Consider the following 20,684-nt stretch of genomic DNA (forward strand, 5'->3'; position numbering starts at 1 on the left):
GTATTATAAAATATGGCCATTTGGACCGAAAGAGCCGAATTATTATTCAGAAAAGAAGGACTCGAAAAACTCAATAAAGCCCATGTATTGGTGGTTGGGCTAGGCGGTGTGGGCTCGTTTGCAGCCGAATTTATCGCACGTGCCGGTGTGGGCAGTATGACTATTGTGGATGGCGATGTAGTAGATATTACCAACATTAACCGTCAGTTGCCGGCTTTGCATTCTACCGTTGGGCAACCCAAAGTAGACATTATGGGCGACCGTTTGATGGATATCAATCCTGAATTAAAACTCACGCGCATCAAAGAATTTCTCTCACCCGAAAGAGCCACGAGCATCGTTACACCCGAGTATGATTATGTGCTCGATTGTATTGATAGTTTGACCCCAAAACTCAATTTGATTGCTTCGGCCAAACGCCAAAAAATCAAAGTCATTAGCAATATGGGCGCAGGCGGAAAGTATGAGGCGTCAAAGGTAATGGTTACCGATATCAAAAAAACCAAATACTGTCCGCTGGCCAAAAACGTTCGTAAACGCCTCAAAAAAATGGGTATTTCTTCGGGCATTAAAGTGGTTTATTCTTATGAAAAACCCGACGAAGGCAGCATCAAAATGACCGATGGAACCAATTTTAAAAAATCGTTTTACGGTACCAACAGCTGGATGCCCGCACTTTTTGGCTTACACGCTGCCGAAACGGTAATTTGCCATTTGCTCGATAAAGAATCATAATGCAAACCGTTATTTTTGATATGGATGGTGTATTGGTTGATACCGAACCTGTGCATCATTTAGCGTACGAGCGCCATTTTAAAGAACTCAACATTGCGGTTGACGCGCAGACTTATGCAGGTTTTACAGGTAATTCAACGCCCAATATTTATCAGAAGCTCAAAGATCAATTTGGTTTAGATGAGGATATTCAAACCCTCGCGGCGGCCAAACTCCTGTATTTCAATGAAGTTTTTGATGCGCACGAGCAATTAGCGCTGATGCCGGGTGTTTTAGATTTGATTCAAGATTTGCATCAAAACCAAATTCAGTTGCTGATTGCATCTTCGTCAGCGCGCGACACCATTGAGCGTGTGATGGATCGATTTGATTTAAAAAAGTATTTTTCGCATTGGGTTTCAGGCGAAGATTTTGAACGTTCTAAACCCGATCCGTCTATTTTTTTAAAGGCAGTTGCATTGTCAAAAACACCCAAAAAACATTGTTTGATTATTGAAGACAGCACCAATGGAATCATTGCTGCGCGAGCTGCCGGCGTGTTTTGTATTGGTTATGCCAACAACGGTAACAATCCGCAAGACATTTCCTTAGCCAATATTCAAATACAACGTTTTTCTGAACTCAATTACACGCGAATCCATCAGCTTTAATCGCGATTGGGCAGTGTGTGCTTTTGCAAAATGCGCTTTCCATCGTTTTGAACGAGCTCATTTTTGCGGTAATTCCAAAAGAATTCTGTGGCTCTTTTTTGGGCTTGTTCTAAGTGAACTATCGGCAGCGGATAATCAACACCGGGTTTAAAATTGTACAACAATTGCTCGATGGCTGTGAGTTTCCATGGTTCGTGGATAAATTCAGTAGGAATATCAGCCAATTCAGTCACCCATTTTTTAATGAAGGTTCCGTCCGGATCGTGTTCTTGCGAGTTTTTCACCGGATTGTAAATGCGAATCATATTCACACCCGTAACGCCCGCTTGCATTTGCAGTTGTGGATAGTGAATTCCGGGTTCAAAATCAAGAAATTGTTTTGCCAAATGCGGACTGGCATTTTGCCAAGGTTGCATCAGATGATGGGTATAAAATGAAACCAACATGGCCCTCATTCTAAAATTTAAATAACCGGTCGTATTCAAGCAACGCATACAAGCATCCACAATAGGAATTCCGGTTTGACCGGCACACCAAGCGCGGTGATATATGGGGTTTACCGGTAATTTGAGCTTGAGATAACCTTTGTTGACCGGCTCAAATTCCATGGAACATTCCATTTCAAATTTCTGAATAAAATGAGCTTGCCAGCGCAAACGCGAGGCAAAGTTGTCGATTGATCGCTTGAATTTTCCTTTTTGTCTGGTTTGCCAGGTTCGTTGATATATTTCTCTGACCGAAAAAACGCCCCAAGCAATATACGGTGAAAGTCGGCTGCAGCCTTTGCGCGCCAATTCAGGTTTTGAAATGTGTCGGGTATAATTTTCGACACGCTGTTCTAAAAAAGTTCTGAGATATCGTTCACCCACTGAGCGTCCACCTTTTTGAAAAGGCGTGTCTTGTGAAGTTTCAAGCGAAACCAAAGTAAAATGATTTTCGAGTTTTTCAATTTCGGCATATTTGACAAAAGTTCTGCCGTTGGCCAAAAACGAAAAGCACGGTTTTTCCATAAAATCATACCAATCTTCTTTCCAAGTTTGTCGGTTGCGCAATCCGCGAATAACGCCATTACAGATATATTCGTTCCAAGGAATTTGTTTTGATTTTAAAAATTGAGCTACAGCAATATCGCGCTCAAATGTTTTTTGAATACCGGTTTCTTGATGTGAAAATACAGCCGATACTGAGCTGATTTCCGTTAGTTTTTGAAATACATTGACTGCTTCGTCTTCAACAATCAAAATCTGAGTATGATAGGGCAGAAGCGCCTTTTGTAATTCAGCCAATGATTGTTTGACAAAATCAAAATGACGCTGACTGTAGTGTTCATCTTGTTTTAATGAAGGTTCAAAAATATAGAGCAACAAGACTTTTTCTTTGGTTTCAATGGCGCGAAACAAAGCTTCATGATCTTGTAGTCGTAAATCTCTTTTGAACCAAACTACTTTCATTATCTATGATTTATCCAACGGCTGTTTTGTATACACGTAAACAACGCTCGCGTGCTTTTTTGTGATCAACTATTGGTTTTGCATAAGCCGAAGTTTCTACCTCAGGAACCCATTTTTTGATGTATTTCCAATCTGAATCAAACTTGCGAATTTGCTCAGTTGGGTTAAAAATCCGAAAGTACGGAGCGGCATCTACGCCACTGCCTGCGGCCCATTGCCAGTTTCCGATGTTGCTGGCTTGCTCGTAATCCAGCAGTTTTAGGGCAAAATAAGCTTCGCCCCAGCGCCAATCAATGAGCAAATGTTTGCACAAAAAACTCGCTACGACCATCCGAACACGGTTGTGCATATAGCCTGTAGCATTGAGCTCACGCATGCCTGCATCAACCATCGGATATCCGGTCTTGCCTTCGCACCAACGTTTGAAATCTTCTTCATTGTTGTTCCAAACAATGGCATCATAAGCCGGTTTGAAACTCTTTTGAACCGTATGCGGAAAATGCCATAAAATCTGCATAAAAAATTCTCGCCAAATCAGTTCGTTGAGAAAAGTCGAATTACTCGATTGCAAAGCATGTTGCACCAATTGACGAATAGATACCGTTCCGAAGCGCAAATGCGGACTCAGATTTGAAGTGCCGTTTTGTGCCGGAAAGTTTCGGGTTTCTTGGTAATGATCAATGAGTTTTGGGCTAATGTTATAAGGTTTGACGATGATTTCAGAGGTTTTAAAACCAAAATCATTTAAGGTCAAAAACGGATAAGCATGTGTGGTTATATTTTGAAGTAAAGTTTCTGAAGGGTGATGTGTGAGCAAGGTTTCAGAAAACTTTTCTTTCCATTTTTTGCTAAAAGGTGTGTACACAACATAGGGCGAACCATCGTCTTTGGTAATTTGACTTTTCTCAAAAATAACTTGGTCTTTGCTGGTTCTGAATTCAATTTGATGTTGCTCGAGCAGGCGATAAATTTCTAAGTCTCGCTTGCGGGCTGCCGGTTCGTAATCGTGGTTGGTAAAAACCGTATGAATTTGGTTTTCAACGATGAGTTTCTTAAAAATATCTACAGGATTTCCGTAAAAAACAGCCAATGATTTTTGAACCTTTTGAAGTTCATTTTGCATCGAACTCAATTGTTGGTGGATAAAACTCACGCGTGCATCATCAGCAGGCAGTTGTTCAAGAATTGTCGCATCAAAAATAAAAATCGGCAAGACAGATTCATCAGCAAACAAAGCATGAAAAAGCCCGACGTTGTCCTCGAGTCTTAAATCTCTGCGAAACCAAAAAATGTTGATCATATTTATATAGATAAGGTAGACATTCCGCCATCTACATGCAGAATTTGTCCGGTCATCCAATTGCTGGAATTATTTAATAAGAATAAGGTTGCTTGCGCAATGTCTTGTGGTGTGCCTACTTTTTTCATCGGATTGCGCTGTGCTGCTTTTTCTTTTTTCTCGTCTGAATTCAAGAACTTATCAGCCAAAGGCGTATCGGTCAATGAAGGCGCAATGACATTCATGCGAATTTTAGGAGCGTATTCGGCTGCAAAAGCTCTGGCAAAACCTTCAATGGCGCCTTTTGAAGCGGCCACAGAAGTGTGAAAAGGCATCCCCAACTGAACCGCAACGGTACTGTATAAAACAATACTGGATTGTTCTGTCGAAGTTAACTTAGGCAATAAACTTTGCAATACACGCACCATACTCACAAAGTTGATTTGCCAGTCAGCATCAAAAGCTTCAGGTTTGATTCCTTTAAAAGGACGAAGATTAATGCTTCCGGGCAGATAAACTAGTCCGTGAATTTCATCGGGAAGTAGTGTGAGATCAAGAGCATCGGTGAGCGCATCAAACTGAATATGTGTGGCTCTGAGTTCAAGTGATGCATCAAAACTTCTTGAGGCGATGAACAAATTAGTTTCGTATTGCAGTGCCTCGGCAATGGCCAGACCAATACCATAAGAACCACCAATTAATAGAATATTTTTCATGATTGATTTGGGTTAAATGTTCCAAAGATTTCAATGAGTTTTTGATATCTAAAGGCGAAGATTTCATCGAGTCGGGGCTTGACCAAAATAGGATGGAATAAATCACCAATCAAACCCATCGGAAGTTTGTAATCAACAATATCTTCCATTTCAACTCCGCCGGGAATTTCACGTAAGAAATGTTTGTGATGCCACAGAGCATAAGGTCCGAAGCGTTGTTCATCAACAAAATACTCGTTTTGAACTACATGGGTAATTTCGGTTACCCAATTTAATTTAACGCCTAAAAATGGTGATACTTTATAGGTAATAATTTGTCCGGGATACATTTTTTTATCGGCACCTGAAAGTGTTTCAAAGCCCATATTGTCGGGCGTTATTTTGTTCAGGTTCATTGGGTCTGAGAAAAAATCCCAAGCCTCTTGCAGGGTGATGGGAAGGTTTTGTTTGACGTGGATTTGATGTAAACTCATTTTGATTAGGTTTGTGTAAAGATAGTTTTGTTTAATTATATATTCAAAAGTTTAAACAAAAATATTGCTTTTTTAAGTTTACCTTAACAATATCAGGCAAGTGAATTCGTATTTTTGAAAACACTAAATCAAAACAATTATGAAAAAATTACTCTTATCACTAGCGGTATTGTCAACGATTCAACTTACACAAGCCCAAGTTAAAACCCCGCAACCCAGCCCTAAATCATCTTTAGAACAGACTGTAGGTCTGACCCAAGTTAGTATTGAATATTCTAGACCTAGCATGAAAGGAAGAACTATTTTTGGTGATTTGGTTCCGTTTGGTAAACTCTGGAGAACCGGTGCAAATCAAAATTCCATGGTATCTTTTTCAGATGATGTTATGATTGATGGTAAAACACTCAAAAAAGGAAAATATGCTTTGTTTACGATTCCAAAGGCTGAAGCTTGGGATGTAATTTTTTATTCTGATACCGATAATTGGGGGACACCGGAAAATTGGGACGAAGCAAAAGTAGCTTTAAAAACTTCTGCAAAAGCCTTGATGTTGAGTAAACCAGTTGAAACTTTCACGGTTTCGGTAGGAAGTTTAGACAATAATTTTGCAAGTTTAGATTTGTCTTGGGAACGTACGATGGTATCGGTTCGTTTTGATGTTCCAACTCAAAAAACGGCTATGACCAGTATTGACAAAACCCTGGCAGGACCTTCAGCGAGTGATTATTTTTCATCGGCTCAATATTTCTATCAATCAAATGGTGATATGAATAAGGCGCTTGAATACATCAACAAAGCGCTTGAGTTGAACAAAGAAAAACCATTTTGGTACAGCCGTCAAAAATCGCTTATTCAAGCTAAATTGGGCGATAAAAAAGGAGCCATTGAAACCGCTAAAATTTCTTTAGCTGCTGCTACTGCCGCCAAAAATGATGATTATGTAAAAATGAACAACGATAGTATTGCCGAGTGGAGTAAGAAATAATAAGATTCTACATAAAAACAAAAATCCGCTTATATGGCGGATTTTTTTATGCTTTTAATTTTCGAGATTTACTCAGAAACTGAAATATAAGTGAGAGTAAAACGGTGAGCATTGCGCCTATAAAATTAAGCCATAAAAAACTTACTTTGTCTAGATAAAAAATATAAAATATGGTCAATTGACTGATGATTGCACCTAAAAATATGGCGTTTGCTTTTACGTATTTAAGGTAAAATCCAACCAAGAAAATACCCAAAACGGTTCCGTAGAAAATTGAACCCACAATGTTGACCAATTGAATTAGATTTTCAAATAAAGTGCCCACACAAGCAAACAAAATAGCTACGATGCCCCACAAAAGTGTGAAGAAACGAGAAGCATTGACAAAGTGTTTCTCTGATTTTTCACTTTTTACATTGCGTTTGTATATATCAATTGCAGTAGTTGACGCGAGTGCGTTGAGCCCGGAAGCCGTTGAAGACATGGCAGCCGAGAGAATTACTGCGAGTAATAAACCAATTAATCCTTTGGGTAAATAATTTAGAATAAAATGAATAAAAACGTAGTCTTTATCATTGGTTTCAGCTTTAGAATCGGCTTTGGCAATGACTTCTCGCGCTTGATCGCGTAGGTCATTTTCTTTACTTGAAATGGCCACGAGCTCTTTGCGCAAAATCGGATTGTCATAATTCTGGTTTAAGTGATCAATATAAATGAGGTTGATTTCTTTTTTTTCTTCAGAGAGTTTGCTGAGTTTTTGTTCTAACTCGCGGTATTCATCTTTGTATTTTGAATTTTCAATAATGGCTTTGTTGTTCGGATTAAAATTAAGTGGCACCGGATTGAACTGAAAAAACACAAAAACCATTACACCAATTAATAAGATGAAAAACTGCATTGGAACCTTTAAAAAGCCGTTCATGATGAGCCCCATTTGGCTTTCGCGGATGGATTTACCTGAAAGATATCGCCCAACTTGAGATTGATCTGTTCCAAAATAAGAGAGCGCTAAAAAGAATCCGCCAGTGATTCCGCTCCAAAAAGTATAGCGTAATTCAGGTTCGATTGAAAAATCAACAATATCCATTTTGTGATTCGCTCCTGCAATGTGTAACGCATTACTAAAAGTCATATCATTGGGGAGCAAATGTAAAATCAAGAAAAACGTGATGAACATACCGCTCATAATGACAAACATTTGCTGTTTTTGGGTAACATTAACAGCTTTGGTTCCACCCACAAAAGTGTAAATAATGACCAAAACGCCAATGATGACATTCATCCAAGTTAAGTTCCAACCCAACAATGCCGAAAGAATAATAGCTGGGGCATAAATGGTCAAACCTGTGCCCAATCCGCGCTGAATAAGGAATAATATAGCGGCTAGTGATCTTGTTTTTAAATCAAATCTTTGTTCGAGATATTCATAAGCCGTAAACACTTTTAGCCGATGATAAATCGGAATAAACGTGACACAAATGACCACCATGGCAATGGGTAAACCAAAGTAGAATTGCACGAAACCCATGCCGTCATGGTAAGCTTGACCGGGCGTTGATAAAAAAGTAATGGCACTGGCTTGAGTGGCCATAACTGATAGTCCAACTACATACCAAGGCGTTTGGTTGTTGCCCAGAATATACTCTTCAACGTTTTTGCTTCCGCGGGTTTTCCAGACACCATAAAAAACTATGAACAATAAGGTAACTGAAAGTACGATCCAATCTAACTGCTGCATATTAAGAATAAATGAGCATCATCAAACAAAACAATAAAATATAGATTGCATTGGCAATCAACACCCAAGTGTAACTTTTTTTCCAAACATTAAATTTTTCTTCGGTCATAATTATTTTAATGAAATCATATTGGCCAATAATCTATAGGCGCCTGACACACCTTCAGGTAATTCTCTAAAAAAACTCAAACCGGTGTAAATATAATGTCCTTTGCCTACAGGGGCAACCAAAATAGCACCGTTTTTAGGTGTTTCACCTTGATCATGTGCACTAATAATGCTTTTAAATGTTGTATCCCATTGGTTTGGATAATATAAACCTTGCTCTTGTTTCCAACCGGTAAAATCTTTGGTTGTGATTTTATTAGGTTTGTTCAAAATAGGATTTTCCGGATCTAAAAAAGTTACTTCGGCATTTTCTTCAGTTACACGATCTCGTGAAATTTTTAAAGGATATGGCGACATATTGGGTGTAACCAAATCATCTAAAGTATTGTATTGCACAATCATAGTATGCCCTTGTTTTACAAAATCAAGCAATATTGATTGCTTAAGCGCCAAAGCTTGTATGGTGTTGTATGCACGAATGCCCGTCATGACTACATCAAATGAAGCGAGTTTTTCAGCTGTAATATCTTCTGGATTTACAATGCTAACTTCATAACCCATTTGTTTGAGGTATTTCGGGACTTCATCACCGGCCCCCATGATATAAGCGATTTTTTCATCACCGGTTTTAATGTCAAGTTTAATAAGTCGCGCCTGACTATTTTTGAGCACTTGTTGTTGAGCAATGTGTGGATAGCTGATGTTGATTCGCTCTTGATTAAACGGTTTGTTGTTTACCAAGGCAATAACTTGTGCCGTTATTTCGATAGGATTTTTGGGTGGTGTTACTTCAAAAATAAAGGTTTGTTCGGCACCTTTTTGGTCTAAATCAAAGTTAAAATTTGTCGGAGTGATTTTCCATTCGGGCGGAAGCTGCAACATTAGCTGACCATTTACTTTTTCGCGACCTGCTTTTACTTTTACTTCGATTTCTTGAGCTCGGTGTTTGTTAAACAAAAGTACTTTATTAGTTATTGTTGTGCTGATTTCAGGTACAATATCAAAGGGCTGGTAAACTTCGCCTTTAACATCATCATTGTACTTGTAAACAGCGGTTCGCTCAAAAGGAATGCTCACACCTGAAAAGTCAAGGTTAAAAATTACTTTCACTTCACGAATCACATCTGGAAGCCCAATTTTTTTTTGATCATCAACGCGGTACATACCTACATTGCCTTCGTTTTCAAGCCAATAAGGTTGTGTGTAGGTTATTTTTTCTGGAATGATAAAATCAACTTCTTCTGTAATATCTTTGTTGTTTTTGAGGGTAAAAGTCTCTGATTGAACCGGTCTGAGCAATGTTTGTGCGTCAATATTTGTTGTTGGTAATAATGTAAAAGACGGCCAGTTTATGTTAAGGTTACTGCGATTGATAGCTTCAAGTTTAATTTTGATTTTGCTTCCGGGTGTAGCGTCATTTACAGAAGTAACAGCTTCTAAATACAAACCGGTGCAGGCGGCAATAATGTTTTTGATTTCTTCAGATTTAATTTCCTTCCAATGATGATCATCGAGTAATTGAATCATAGAGTAGGCTTTAATCAAATCTGGAACACTAGCCGATGGATTTTTAAAATCAAAATTTTTCTCTACCTGAGTAAGTAAATCACCAATGGTTTTTCCGCCTTTAATGCGGTTCCATGTTGTGTCAATCCCTTCAAAAAGATCATTCGGATTTTGCGGCATATCACCTTTGAGTAATTCTAAATATTCGATTTCATCTCCTCGAGTTCCGGTACTTCCAAAACCTTGTGATTGGTGTTGGCTTCGACTCAAAGCTGCAATTTCTTGATTTGATTTTCCAACTGAAGGATAATAAACACCAATATTTAATGCACTAAGCTTAGATTTATCAGCTTTTTCAAATTTTTCTTTACTTCCGTAAAACCACCACGATGTATTAAAGTAAACACGTTTTGGTTGCCAAGTGCTTACCAGATTTAATTGCTCTGGGTAAATATCGTTTTTATTGGTTTTGTCAAAAGCTTCAAGGCTGAGCATGGCTGATGCAGTATGATGACCATGTGTGGTTCCGGGTGTTCTAGCATCAAAACGATTGATAATCACATCAGGCTGAAATTTTCGGATGTTGTATATAACATCGCTAAGCACAGCATCTTTGTTCCAAATGTTGAGGGTTTCTGTCGGAGTTTTTGAAAAACCAAAATCATTGGCTCTGGTAAAGAATTGTTCGCCTCCATCAATTTTTCGAGCTTCAATAAGTTCTTGCGTTCTTATTGTTCCCAACAATTCGCGTAATTCAGGACCAATCAAATTTTGACCTCCATCACCACGAGTGAGTGATAAATATCCGGTACGCGCTTTTTTTTCGTTGGCTAGAAAAGTAATCAGTCGTGTGTTTTCATCATCTGGATGTGCAGCAATATATAATACTGAACCCAAAAAGTTGAGCTTTTGAATTTGATGATAAATATTTATTGAATTGGGCTTAAGAGGTTTTTGAGCCTCAATATTTTGTATACAACCGAATGTAAAAATGATTAAGAAGAAGTAAAGCTTTTGCATGAATTATTTTTTGCAACAGCCTCAAATGTAATTATAAATTAAAAATCGTGATAATACCTATGATTATTTTAACAACCACTATTTTTTTGAAAGCATTAGCTTTAGAGCACGGTCGTTATTTATATATGGATATTTTTTTCGATGTAATTCAATAAACTGACACGGATCTTCATCGTCATAATCATTGATGAAAATGTTCACTTTATTATAAATTGAATAGCCTCTATAACCTTCTGGAATTTCATCAGCGGTTATCCAATCACCGTCTTGTTTAAAGTAATAAAACCTTTTTTGTGTATCAAAATAAGCCTCAATGTTCGGAAAATAGTAATAGCGCAATTGACAATTTGTAACCGGATCTACCAACGGAGCAGTGCTGGTTTGTTTTGCTTCAGATTGGGCTTGTGATAAGTGCGTAAAGATAATTACTATCAATAATGTAAGTACGAATCTTTTCATGTTTTAAACAATTTGCAATTCGAGTCATATACGGAATTGCCATTATCTGGGTGTAAAAGTAGTATTATTTTTTTTTAAAAAGCAGACGAATTAACAAAAAACATCGACAAAATGCTCTTTTTGGTTATTTTTGTAAGTTATTTTTTCTAAATATTATATTTTTTTAGGTAGTTATAAACCAAATCAACCGGTAATCCCATCACATTGGTGTAGGTTCCGTTGATCGAGGCAACGCCAATTTGACCGATCCAATCTTGAATTCCGTAGCTCCCGGCTTTATCAAAGGGTTTACAATGATCTAGATAGTATTTTATTTCTTCTTGTGATATACTGTGCAAAGTTACCTCAGTTTTGGCAGTTATTACCTCAAAACTTGAAATTGTTTTAAAACAAACGGCAGTAAATACCATGTGCGTTTTGCCGGCAAGCGATTGCAACATCTGAACCGCATCATTATAATCAACAGGTTTTCCGAGTGCTTTTCCTTCATGCCAAACTATGGTATCGCTGGTAATGAGAATTTCATTTTCAATTAATTCACCATCAAAGGCTAGGCTTTTCAATTCTGCTAAATAAATCGGAATTTCCTCGGCCTGTAAATGATCCGGATATACTTCATCAACTTCTTTGAGTCGAATTTCAAAGTCCAGATCTAAATCTCTAAAAAACTGCTGACGTCTGGGTGAACCAGAAGCCAATATGATTTTGTGGTTTTTGAATTTTTCTCTAAGCATGATGATGAATGTTGTAGGTAACCACTGCTATTGATAGAATCCCAAATAGTAAAACCAATTTTAGAACACCACTCAAATGGCTGAATTCTTTCTTTTTTTGGGCTGACCACATTTTAATAGTACAATATATGAGTGGAGCCACCACAGTAATGAGCGTATAACCCGCCGAAATCCATAGGTTATTGGTCATAAAATATTCGTTGATATAGTAGAGTATCATTCCAATCGGAACAAAACTCAAAACAAAAACTACTTGTGTTGCCCTTTTGACGCCTATGGCAATCGGTAAAGTGTTCATGCCTTGGTTATAATCGCCGTTGACATCTTCGAGATCTTTAACAATTTCTCTAATCAAATTCACTACAAATGCAAAAACTGCATAATCAATCATGATGGAAAACAATACGCGCATTTGCGGTTGGTTATCCGGAGTTGTTACTGGATAAAGTTCAAAAACACCAATGATAACAACACTTACCGATAGTAATGTTGCAATTATAAAATTACCTATGAGTAAGTTTTGCTTCAAATTCGAAGCATATAAATATAGTGTTGCAGCAATCAATATAAATAAGGTAGCAAAACTCGGTTTGTTGATTAGATTAGACAAATAAAAACCCAGCGCAACGCCAGAAGTAGTGAGCGCTACATATATATTGTATCCGGCAGATTCGGTAAATGCATTTCCGATGAAAACTTTGTGCGGTTTGTTTACAGTATCGGTTGATTGATCAAAAATATCATTGATTACATAACCGCCCGCTGCAATTAAAATGGTTGATAAAACCAACAAACTGTATTGTACATCCGTCAGCGCCAACGGAACATTTTGCCATATTAAAAAGGTATATCGAAACAAAAACTGCATGAGCGCAATCATGAGTAAATTGCGGTAGCGAATTAGCTTGAAAAAATCTAAAATCATTTGTTGGGATTGGGTTTAATCGTGTTGACCGTTGTAATAGGTATGCCATTTTCCTTGAACGCGCATCACTTGTTCTATCACATCACGCACCGCTCCTCGGCCACCATTTTTGTGCGAAATGTACTTTGAAATTGCTTTAATTTCTGGGCTGGCATCGAGTGGGCAAGTGGGCAAACCTACCAATTGCATCACGTGATAATCCGGAATATCATCACCCATATACAAAACTTGTTCAGGTTTGATTTGATATAACTCGGTGTATTCTTTAAAAGTTTCAACCTTATCAGGTGAGGCCAAATGAATGTCGGTAATGCCTAAATTTCTGAGGCGAATACGAACGCCTTCATTGTTTCCGCCAGAAATGATGCAAACATTATAGCCACTTTCCAAGGCAGCTTTCATGGCAAAACCATCGCGAATATTCATGATGCGCAACATTTCACCGGTTGGGCTTACATGCACTGAACCATCGGTCAGAACGCCGTCTACGTCTAAAACAAACGTCGTTATTTGGTTCATGATTTCTTTGTAACTTTTATTCATGATTTTGAATGGATTGGGTCAATAATGCGTAAATATTTTTTTGATTTTCGTCTGAGAGCATCGCTAAATGTGTCTCTATGGTTTTTTGATCATGGCGAATGGCCGGACCGGTTTGTGCATCTTTAGGCAACAAAACTTCAATTTTTGAGGCAGTTTCAGCAATCAACGGACGCAACAAATCAAACGACATTTGGTGTTCACGGCAAATTTCTTCGCCCAAAGAATACATATGATTCACAAAATTGCAAGCAAAAACCGCCGCCACATGCAAGGCTTTTCGCTGTTCAGAGTTGATATTATAAACATGCTCTGAAATACTTTTGGCCACCGTTTCTAATAATTTTTGGTCATCAGAATTCAATGCTTCAATGGCAATCGGTATGTTTTTAAAGTCAACGGCTTTGTTTTTTGAAAAGGTTTGCAACGGATAAAAAACCCCGCGTTGGTTTTGTGACAAAACATCTAATGGCATGCTGCCTGAAGTGTGCGCAACTACACAGTTTATGATTTTAATTTCTTGGCTTACAGTATTTATGGCGTTGTCACTTACGGCAATGATACACAAATCTAAAGGAAGCAAATCCGAAGGTGAGTTGATGATTTTTGAAGCATCGATAACGCCTTCAAGAGCATTCGGATTCCGAGCAACCACCTGAACTAAATCCATGCCTTCAGCTTTTTGGAAGACTTGAATCAGATGATGCGCCACGTTGCCCGAACCTACAATTCCGATTTTTATCATGCCGCAAAATTATTGAAAAAGTCTTGATTTTATGCCATATCAACCAGAATAAAGTCAGAACGATTTTATCTTAAAATTTTGGCGGAGAATTAACATTTGAAGAATCATAGTTCGCTCGATTCAATCAACATTTTTATCTACTTTTGCGTGTCGTTTCACTAATCCTATTTTGATGGAAAAAAAGATACTTTCCTTCTTGTTTTCAACCCGACTGATGGCGTTTTTATTTATAGCTTATGCTGTTGCCATGGCCTCCGGAACTTTTATCGAAAGCACTTACAATACTGATACTGCCCGCATTCTGATTTACAATTCCAAATGGTTTGAAGCGATTCACCTGTTCTTCCTGATTAATTTCATTGGGAATATTCCGCGTTATCGATTGATGCGCAAAGAAAAATGGGCCACTTTATTACTGCATTTGTCTTTTATTTTCATCATCATCGGAGCCGCTATCACGCGTTATATCAGCTATGAAGGTATGATGCCGATTCGCGAACAAGCCACTGAAAATAAGGTCTATTCAGACAGAACTTTCTTGACCCTTTTTGTGGATGGTGATTATCAAGGAAGCATGAAACGTCGTGTATTTGAAAAGCCCTTATTGCTTTCGCCGGTGACCAACAATGATTTTGATATTCAAGCTGATTTTGCCGATATTCCTTTCAAAGTCAGTTATAAAAATTACCTCATGGGCGCCACCGAAACCATTCGCGAAGACGCCAAAGGAACTTTATACTTAAAAATGGTTGAATCAGGCGATGGTTCGCGTCATGAGCATTATCTTAAAGAAGGCGAAGTTCAGAACATCCACAATACGCTTTTTTCACTGAACAAATTTGTACAAGGCGCCATCAACATCAATACTTCCGGAAACATTTACACCATTCAAGCTCCGTTTGATGGGCAATACATGCGCATGGCTGATCGTATGCAAGGCCAATTGGTCAAAAATGAAAAACAGCCGCTCATGTTGCGCTCGTTGTATCGCGTGGGCGGAACACAGTTTGTTTTTCCGGAGCCGGCCAAAAAAGGATTCAAAACCTTTATACCTAAAAACGATTTTAAATCAAAAAAACACGAAGATGCCTTGATTGTCACGGTTGAATCACAAGGCAAAACCAAAGAAGTTACTTTGCTCGGAACCAAAGGAAGCGCGGGAGCTCCCGAAACTTTTACGCTCGGAAAACTTGATTTTACCTTAAGTTTTGGCAGTAAGGTTTATGAGTTGCCGTTTCAGATTAAACTCAATGATTTTATCGCCAAAAAATACCCGGGAACTGAAAAAAGCTATGCCGCTTTTGAAAGTAAAGTAACCGTGCTCGATGGCCAACAAAAGCAAGATGCGCGCATTTATATGAACCACATTTTAGATTATAAAGGATATCGCTTTTTTCAATCGTCGTTTGATCACGACGAGCAAGGAACGGTGCTTTCGGTGAACCATGATTTCTGGGGAACAACCATCACGTATATTGGATACTTTTTACTATTCTTTTCGCTGATGGCCATTATGTTTACCAAACATTCGCGTTTTGCCGAAGTCAAGCGCAAACTCGAAACAGTCAAACAGAAAAAAGCACAATTGCTCTCGATTTTGATGTTGTTTTTAAGCGTTCAAATGTTCTCGCAAAACCATCTGCATCAAGCGCCTAAGTTGCAACAAATTGATTCACTGATCAATCGATATAAAACTTCTGAAGCCCATGCCGCCAAATTTGGCCGATTGATTGTGCAAGACGAAGGCGGACGTATGAAACCCATCAATACGTTTTCATCAGAATTGTTGCGGAAAGTCAGTAAAAGTGATACGTATAAAGAGCTCAATTCAGACCAAGTATTTTTATCGATGACGCAATTTCCGAGGTTGTGGTTTGAAGTTCCGCTCATTTATCTCAAATCGGGCAATGACAGTATTCGCAAAATTATTGGTGTTGATGCCCAACAAAAATATGCGCCGTTTATCAAGTTTTTTGATAACAACGGAAATTATAAGCTTTCAAGCTATTTAGAAGAGGCCTACAAAGCGGCGGTTCCGGATCAGTTTCAAAAAGATTTTATCGAGACCGACCGCAAAGTCAATTTGCTCAACTCGGCTCTGAGCGGAAGCATTTTGCGCATCTATCCGGTTCCGAATGACAAAAACAACAAATGGGTTTCGTATCTTGAATTAGACAAAGCCAACATTCACGGTATTGATTCAACGTTTACCAAAAACATTTTGCCGTTGTATATGCAGGCGCTTGACAGTGCAGCTATCAAGGGTAATTATGTCAACGCTAATTTCTTCTTGCAAAGCATTGAAAATTATCAAAAGAAATTCGGTTCAGCGGTGCGTCCGAGCGATGACAAAATCAATTCTGAAATTACCTACAACAAGTACGACATCTTCAAAAAGCTGTATTATTTATATATGCTCACGGGTGTTTTGATGTTGCTCGTAACGATTTTAAATATCTTTTTTGAAAAGAAGTTTTTGCGTGTGACCATCAATGTATTTCATATTTTTGTCGGTTTATTGTTTTTGTTGCATACCGCCGGACTGGCTGCGCGTTGGTATATTTCGGGTCATGCGCCTTGGAGTGATGCCTACGAAAGTATGATTTATGTAGCTTGGGCAACAATGTTTTTTACTTTGGCTTTTGACATCAAATCAAAACTCACGGTGGCTTCGGGAACATTTGTCGCATCAATGATTTTGATGATTGCGCATTGGAACTGGATGGATCCGTCTATTGCCAACCTTCAACCCGTGCTCAATTCTTATTGGTTGATGATTCACGTAGCGGTGATAGTAGCCAGTTACGGACCGTTTACACTCGGAATGGTATTGGGCGTTGTTTCGCTTTTGCTGATGATTTTTACCAACGAGAAAAACAAAGCCAAAATGGAACTCAACATCCAAGAGATTACTTATATCAATGAAATGGCACTTACCATCGGGCTCATTATGCTTACCATTGGCAACTTCTTGGGCGGACAATGGGCCAATGAAAGTTGGGGACGCTATTGGGGCTGGGATCCCAAAGAAACTTGGGCGCTCATCAGCATCATGATTTATGCTTTTGTGATTCACGCCCGATTTGTTCCGAGTTTGCGCGGACGTTGGGTATTTAACCTCATGAGCGTGGTGGCTTTTTATTCGATTATGATGACGTATTTTGGGGTGAACTTTTACCTCACCGGAATGCATTCATACGCCAGCGGTGATAAAGTGGTTACACCATCATTTGTCTATTATTCAGTAGCATGCGTTGCTTTGCTGGGCATTGTTTCATATATCTTTTATCGAAAACACTACAAAAAATAACATGAGCGACCTCTGGACACAGCGTTGGGACCAGCGCTATCAAGACGATGCATTTGCCTATGGCGAATTGCCCAATGAATTTTTTAAACTTCAGCTTGACCTATTAGCTCCGGCCAAGATTTTATTGGCAGCCGAAGGCGAGGGGCGAAACGCCGTTTATGCAGCGCAACAAGGATGGCATGCTTCGGCTTTTGATATCAGTATTGAAGGTCAAAAAAAAGCATGGGCATTGGCTAAAAAAAACAAAGTCACCATTGATTATCGCGTTGGGTTACTTGAAGATTTGGGCTTTAATCCAAATGAGTTTGATACCATCGCTTTAATTTATGCACATTTTCCGGCAGAGATTAAATCATCATTGCATCAAGTGCTCAATACTTATCTCAAAAGCGGCGGCTATGTTATTTTTGAAGCGTTCAGCAAGAATCACCTTGAATATATTGCCCGAAACGAAAAAGTAGGCGGCCCGAGAGATTTAGCTTCATTATTTTCAATGGAAGAAATTCAAGCTGATTTTTCAGATTATGAAATCATCCTACTCGAAGAAAAAGAAATTGAACTCAGCGAAGGTTTATACCACAACGGTTTGGGTTCGGTGATTCGGTTTGTGGGCCGTAAAAAATAAAAAACCGCCCTATTTAAGAGCGGTTTTACATCATTCAATATTTTTAATTTACACTTTTCCGAGTGTGTATAATTGCTCAAGCGTTGGGCTTTTGCTTCCGCCGGCTGGCTCAAGCGTGATTCCGAATGCTTCGGCTCCTGAAGCTTTATCTACGGCAAAAAGTTTGTGGTCATCACCTTTAAAATCAGCCAATAAACCAATACTGGTCGGGGTAAGCGGATTGAGTTTTAAAGCCCAAACCTGATACACTTTTCCTTCTGGCGGCTCAGGTAATCCGGTGGCATCTACATAAACGGTTTGCGTATTTTTGTTGTAATATACTTTGGCAAAAGCTTTGGGTGCGACGGTTTGCCCGACTAATGAAACAACGGAGTTGTTGGCATCCATCAAAACCGATAATTTGTCTTCGGTTTGTTGATTTTTAATCTCGCTGTTGACCAAGCTTTCTTGAAGTTTAATTTTCTCGTTTTCAATATTGGCCATGTCAAATTGCGTCTCGTTGATGCGCATATATTGTAGCCCTGATGTCAGCAATAATACTGCGGCTGCGGCCCATCCCCAATATTTAGATTTGTTTGAATCGGGTTTTAGAGCGATGGTTTTGCCCTGTTTTAAAGCGAGTTTTTCTTTGATGGCTTCAAAATTTTTCAAGGATAATACCGGAGAAAAACTAGAGGATAAATCTATAATGGCGTTTTCAATTTCAATAATTTCTTGCTGAACTTCGGTATTTTCTTTGGCTAATTGTGCAATGGTTTCGTTTTCTGATTCACTCAGCAATCCATACACATAAAACTCCAAAATACCTGAACTGATATATTCTGATGTACTCATTAATTAATCTTTAAATAGTTTCTCAAATCATTAATACAATTTCTGTTTTGGGTTTTTACGGTTCCCAACGGAAGTTCTAATTCATCGGCAGCTTCTTGCTGTGTGTAACCTTTGAAGAACAGTAATTCAATAAGCGCAATACATTTAGGTTTTAGTTTTTTGACAAAATCTTGAATTCCTATCGTATCAATTTTGTGATTTGTTCTGCTATTGTCGTCGAGCAGATGTACGAAATTATCTGCTGAGAGGTTTTTCATGCTGTTTTTATGACCTTTTGAACGCAATTTGTCGATGGCTGAATTTCGAGCAATGTTGAGCATCCACGTATAAAATCGGCCTTTAGATTCAGAGTATGAATCAATGTTTTTCCAAACTTTGACAAATACTTCTTGAAGTACATCTTCAGCTTCTTCTTTGTCTTTGATCAAATTGCTGATTACAGCAAACAAACTCTTTGAATACATATCATAGAGCATGGTAAATCCTCGGCTTTCTTGTGCTCGAATGAGCGGTAATAAGTCATCTTGTGTCATGGATGTTTGGATTGGTTTCTACAAATCTAAAAAAACTAACCTCATACACAACCTTTGTGATAAACTATTTAAAACCAAAGTTTCATCTTCTGCGTATCTAACTCTGAAATTGCTAAACAGTTTTGTTGTTTGTTTTAATTGTGTTGGTAGAAAGCCCGTAGATTCAAATGTGCGGGCTTTCTCATTTTTGATAACTTTATGATTCGTTTTGGTTTCTAATTCTTTAGAATAAATAATTTAGCTCAAAATAAATCACATGAAAACAGCTTTTACTTTATTGTTCTGCTTGATTATAACCAATTCATTTTGGGCGCAGAAAAAAAATCAACCTTCCAAAAATAATTCTATGCAAACCATTTATCAGTTTAAAGTAACCGATTTATCCGGAAAAACCTTTGATTTTTCAGACCTTAAAGGCAAAAAAATCATGATTGTCAACACCGCTTCAAAATGCGGATTAACGCCTCAATACAAAGATTTAGAAGCTTTATACAAAAAATACAAAAGCCAAGGTTTGGTGATCGTAGGCTTTCCGGCTAATAATTTTGGCGCACAAGAACCCGGAACCAATGCTGAAATCAGTCAGTTTTGCGCGCTCAATTACGGAGTGAGTTTTCCGATGATGGCTAAAATTTCGGTGAAAGGTAAAGACATGCATCCGATATATCAGTTCTTGACTCAAAAAGAGAAAAACGGCTACAAAGATTCAGAAGTTGAGTGGAATTTTCAAAAATACCTCATTGATGAAAAAGGCCATTTGGTTCAAGTAGTTTCGCCACAAACTTTACCAACCGATGCCGAAATCCTTCATTGGATCCAATCGTAGTCAAAGCATCAATTGCATAAAGGCCAAATCGAGCCAGCGGTTAAACTTAAAGGCCGCTTGCTTGATGAGCCCGACTTGGGTAAATCCAAATTTTTCGTGAAACTTAATGCTGTCTTGATTTTCGGCGTCAATTCCGCCAATCATGGTATGATAACCTTCAGATTTTGCTAGTTTGATGAGTTCGGTGAGCAGTGAAGAACCTATGCCTTTTCCGATGAAATCTGGCGCAATATATACAGAATGTTCAACGGTAAACCGATAGCCGATTTTTTCTCTAAACGTTCCATACGTAGCAAATCCAACCACCTGTTCATCAACCATGGCCACCAAGATCGGGAACTTTTTGTGTTGTTTTTCTTCCCACCATTTTTGCTGATCTTCTACAGTTTGTGCTTCGTACAAATAATTGGCAGTGGTATGCAAAATCGCATGATTGACGATGCTCAATATACTTTCAAGATCTTCAAAAACCGCATTGCGAATGGTCATCTC

20 protein-coding genes are annotated in these 20,684 nt (G+C 38.4%); 6 read left to right on the forward strand and 14 right to left on the reverse strand.

Features of this window, described 5'->3' with window-relative positions; all coding sequences use genetic code 11:
* Nucleotides 1-12: 12 nt before the first annotated feature.
* Nucleotides 13-735: a ThiF family adenylyltransferase gene (locus tag KIH23_RS05160; protein WP_213211667.1), complete on the forward strand. Its 723-nt coding sequence runs from the start codon at nt 13-15 to the stop codon at nt 733-735.
* Nucleotides 735-1,385: an HAD family hydrolase gene (locus tag KIH23_RS05165; protein ID WP_249684791.1), complete on the forward strand. Its 651-nt coding sequence runs from the start codon at nt 735-737 to the stop codon at nt 1,383-1,385. The genes KIH23_RS05160 and KIH23_RS05165 overlap by 1 nt, the downstream gene beginning before the upstream one ends.
* Here the strand turns inward: KIH23_RS05165 and KIH23_RS05170 are convergent.
* From KIH23_RS05170 to KIH23_RS05185, 4 genes are read right to left on the reverse strand one after another with little or no spacing between them, the layout of a single operon-like run.
* Nucleotides 1,382-2,836 carry a cryptochrome/deoxyribodipyrimidine photo-lyase family protein gene (locus KIH23_RS05170; protein WP_213211669.1) on the reverse strand — a complete coding sequence of 485 codons (1,455 nt, stop codon included), beginning with the start codon at nt 2,834-2,836 and terminating at the stop codon, nt 1,382-1,384. The genes KIH23_RS05165 and KIH23_RS05170 overlap by 4 nt on opposite strands.
* Before the next feature lie 10 nt (nt 2,837-2,846).
* On the reverse strand, nt 2,847-4,136 hold the full coding sequence (locus KIH23_RS05175; RefSeq protein ID WP_249684792.1) for a cryptochrome/photolyase family protein: 1,290 nt from the start codon (nt 4,134-4,136) through the stop codon (nt 2,847-2,849).
* A gap of 2 nt (nt 4,137-4,138) precedes the next feature.
* Nucleotides 4,139-4,831, reverse strand: coding sequence for an SDR family NAD(P)-dependent oxidoreductase (locus KIH23_RS05180; RefSeq protein ID WP_249684794.1), 693 nt, complete (start codon nt 4,829-4,831; stop codon nt 4,139-4,141).
* Complete coding sequence (locus KIH23_RS05185; RefSeq protein WP_213211671.1) at nt 4,828-5,304, reverse strand: SRPBCC family protein; 477 nt, start codon at nt 5,302-5,304, stop codon at nt 4,828-4,830. The genes KIH23_RS05180 and KIH23_RS05185 overlap by 4 nt, the downstream gene beginning before the upstream one ends.
* Nucleotides 5,305-5,443: 139 nt before the next feature.
* Here KIH23_RS05185 and KIH23_RS05190 point away from each other — a divergent pair, with 139 nt between their 5' ends.
* Complete coding sequence (locus tag KIH23_RS05190; RefSeq protein WP_213211673.1) at nt 5,444-6,289, forward strand: DUF2911 domain-containing protein; 846 nt, start codon at nt 5,444-5,446, stop codon at nt 6,287-6,289.
* A 46-nt stretch (nt 6,290-6,335) separates the two neighbouring features.
* Here KIH23_RS05190 and KIH23_RS05195 read toward each other — a convergent pair whose 3' ends face one another.
* The 7 genes from KIH23_RS05195 to KIH23_RS05225 form a co-directional block, all read right to left on the reverse strand.
* Entirely contained in the window at nt 6,336-8,027 is a 1,692-nt protein-coding gene (locus KIH23_RS05195; RefSeq protein WP_213211675.1) for a sodium:solute symporter, read from the reverse strand.
* Between the two features lie 111 nt (nt 8,028-8,138).
* Nucleotides 8,139-10,661 (reverse strand): PIG-L family deacetylase, encoded by a 2,523-nt coding sequence (locus tag KIH23_RS05200; RefSeq protein WP_213211676.1) that lies wholly within the window; start codon nt 10,659-10,661, stop codon nt 8,139-8,141.
* Between the two features lie 78 nt (nt 10,662-10,739).
* Nucleotides 10,740-11,120, reverse strand: coding sequence for a hypothetical protein (locus KIH23_RS05205; protein WP_213211678.1), 381 nt, complete (start codon nt 11,118-11,120; stop codon nt 10,740-10,742).
* Between the two features lie 146 nt (nt 11,121-11,266).
* Complete coding sequence (locus KIH23_RS05210) at nt 11,267-11,854, reverse strand: Maf family nucleotide pyrophosphatase (protein ID WP_213211680.1); 588 nt, start codon at nt 11,852-11,854, stop codon at nt 11,267-11,269.
* Nucleotides 11,847-12,779: a geranylgeranylglycerol-phosphate geranylgeranyltransferase gene (locus KIH23_RS05215; RefSeq protein WP_213211682.1), complete on the reverse strand. Its 933-nt coding sequence runs from the start codon at nt 12,777-12,779 to the stop codon at nt 11,847-11,849. Before KIH23_RS05215 ends, KIH23_RS05210 begins: the two co-directional genes overlap by 8 nt.
* 15 nt (nt 12,780-12,794) lie before the next feature.
* Nucleotides 12,795-13,322 carry a KdsC family phosphatase gene (locus KIH23_RS05220; RefSeq protein ID WP_213211683.1) on the reverse strand — a complete coding sequence of 176 codons (528 nt, stop codon included), beginning with the start codon at nt 13,320-13,322 and terminating at the stop codon, nt 12,795-12,797.
* Entirely contained in the window at nt 13,315-14,064 is a 750-nt protein-coding gene (locus tag KIH23_RS05225; protein ID WP_213211684.1) for a Rossmann-like and DUF2520 domain-containing protein, read from the reverse strand. The genes KIH23_RS05220 and KIH23_RS05225 overlap by 8 nt, the downstream gene beginning before the upstream one ends.
* A gap of 172 nt (nt 14,065-14,236) precedes the next feature.
* On the opposite strand from KIH23_RS05225, the gene ccsA reads away from it, so the two are divergent.
* Together ccsA and KIH23_RS05235 are read left to right on the forward strand one after the other, a co-directional pair.
* Nucleotides 14,237-17,374, forward strand: coding sequence for a cytochrome c biogenesis protein CcsA (ccsA, locus tag KIH23_RS05230; RefSeq protein ID WP_213211690.1), 3,138 nt, complete (start codon nt 14,237-14,239; stop codon nt 17,372-17,374).
* A 1-nt stretch (nt 17,375) separates the two neighbouring features.
* Nucleotides 17,376-17,999 (forward strand): class I SAM-dependent methyltransferase, encoded by a 624-nt coding sequence (locus KIH23_RS05235; protein WP_213211692.1) that lies wholly within the window; start codon nt 17,376-17,378, stop codon nt 17,997-17,999.
* A gap of 48 nt (nt 18,000-18,047) precedes the next feature.
* Here the strand turns inward: KIH23_RS05235 and KIH23_RS05240 are convergent, their stop codons facing one another.
* Nucleotides 18,048-18,833: an anti-sigma factor domain-containing protein gene (locus KIH23_RS05240; protein WP_213211693.1), complete on the reverse strand. Its 786-nt coding sequence runs from the start codon at nt 18,831-18,833 to the stop codon at nt 18,048-18,050.
* Entirely contained in the window at nt 18,833-19,366 is a 534-nt protein-coding gene (locus tag KIH23_RS05245; RefSeq protein ID WP_213211695.1) for an RNA polymerase sigma factor, read from the reverse strand. Before KIH23_RS05245 ends, KIH23_RS05240 begins: the two co-directional genes overlap by 1 nt.
* A gap of 256 nt (nt 19,367-19,622) precedes the next feature.
* On the opposite strand from KIH23_RS05245, the gene KIH23_RS05250 reads away from it, so the two are divergent.
* On the forward strand, nt 19,623-20,192 hold the full coding sequence (locus tag KIH23_RS05250; RefSeq protein ID WP_213211697.1) for a glutathione peroxidase: 570 nt from the start codon (nt 19,623-19,625) through the stop codon (nt 20,190-20,192).
* Here KIH23_RS05250 and KIH23_RS05255 read toward each other — a convergent pair whose 3' ends face one another.
* Nucleotides 20,193-20,681 carry an N-acetyltransferase family protein gene (locus tag KIH23_RS05255; RefSeq protein WP_317197023.1) on the reverse strand — a complete coding sequence of 163 codons (489 nt, stop codon included), beginning with the start codon at nt 20,679-20,681 and terminating at the stop codon, nt 20,193-20,195.
* Nucleotides 20,682-20,684: the final 3 nt, after the last annotated feature.

The organism is Flavobacterium sp. CYK-55 (genome assembly GCF_018413465.1).
In the GTDB taxonomy this organism is placed as follows: Bacteria; Bacteroidota; Bacteroidia; order Flavobacteriales; family Flavobacteriaceae; genus Flavobacterium.

Bases quoted from the DNA above. Each gene is read 5' to 3' on its own strand.
- KIH23_RS05160 (WP_213211667.1), top strand. From the start codon at position 13: ATGGCCATTTGGACCGAAAGAGCCGAATTATTATTCAGAAAAGAAGGA.
- KIH23_RS05165 (WP_249684791.1), top strand. From the start codon at position 735: ATGCAAACCGTTATTTTTGATATGGATGGTGTATTGGTTGATACCGAA.
- KIH23_RS05170 (WP_213211669.1), bottom strand. From the start codon at position 2,836: ATGAAAGTAGTTTGGTTCAAAAGAGATTTACGACTACAAGATCATGAA.
- KIH23_RS05175 (WP_249684792.1), bottom strand. From the start codon at position 4,136: ATGATCAACATTTTTTGGTTTCGCAGAGATTTAAGACTCGAGGACAAC.
- KIH23_RS05180 (WP_249684794.1), bottom strand. From the start codon at position 4,831: ATGAAAAATATTCTATTAATTGGTGGTTCTTATGGTATTGGTCTGGCC.
- KIH23_RS05185 (WP_213211671.1), bottom strand. From the start codon at position 5,304: ATGAGTTTACATCAAATCCACGTCAAACAAAACCTTCCCATCACCCTG.
- KIH23_RS05190 (WP_213211673.1), top strand. From the start codon at position 5,444: ATGAAAAAATTACTCTTATCACTAGCGGTATTGTCAACGATTCAACTT.
- KIH23_RS05195 (WP_213211675.1), bottom strand. From the start codon at position 8,027: ATGCAGCAGTTAGATTGGATCGTACTTTCAGTTACCTTATTGTTCATA.
- KIH23_RS05200 (WP_213211676.1), bottom strand. From the start codon at position 10,661: ATGCAAAAGCTTTACTTCTTCTTAATCATTTTTACATTCGGTTGTATA.
- KIH23_RS05205 (WP_213211678.1), bottom strand. From the start codon at position 11,120: ATGAAAAGATTCGTACTTACATTATTGATAGTAATTATCTTTACGCAC.
- KIH23_RS05210 (WP_213211680.1), bottom strand. From the start codon at position 11,854: ATGCTTAGAGAAAAATTCAAAAACCACAAAATCATATTGGCTTCTGGT.
- KIH23_RS05215 (WP_213211682.1), bottom strand. From the start codon at position 12,779: ATGATTTTAGATTTTTTCAAGCTAATTCGCTACCGCAATTTACTCATG.
- KIH23_RS05220 (WP_213211683.1), bottom strand. From the start codon at position 13,322: ATGAATAAAAGTTACAAAGAAATCATGAACCAAATAACGACGTTTGTT.
- KIH23_RS05225 (WP_213211684.1), bottom strand. From the start codon at position 14,064: ATGATAAAAATCGGAATTGTAGGTTCGGGCAACGTGGCGCATCATCTG.
- ccsA (WP_213211690.1), top strand. From the start codon at position 14,237: ATGGAAAAAAAGATACTTTCCTTCTTGTTTTCAACCCGACTGATGGCG.
- KIH23_RS05235 (WP_213211692.1), top strand. From the start codon at position 17,376: ATGAGCGACCTCTGGACACAGCGTTGGGACCAGCGCTATCAAGACGAT.
- KIH23_RS05240 (WP_213211693.1), bottom strand. From the start codon at position 18,833: ATGAGTACATCAGAATATATCAGTTCAGGTATTTTGGAGTTTTATGTG.
- KIH23_RS05245 (WP_213211695.1), bottom strand. From the start codon at position 19,366: ATGACACAAGATGACTTATTACCGCTCATTCGAGCACAAGAAAGCCGA.
- KIH23_RS05250 (WP_213211697.1), top strand. From the start codon at position 19,623: ATGAAAACAGCTTTTACTTTATTGTTCTGCTTGATTATAACCAATTCA.
- KIH23_RS05255 (WP_317197023.1), bottom strand. From the start codon at position 20,681: ATGACCATTCGCAATGCGGTTTTTGAAGATCTTGAAAGTATATTGAGC.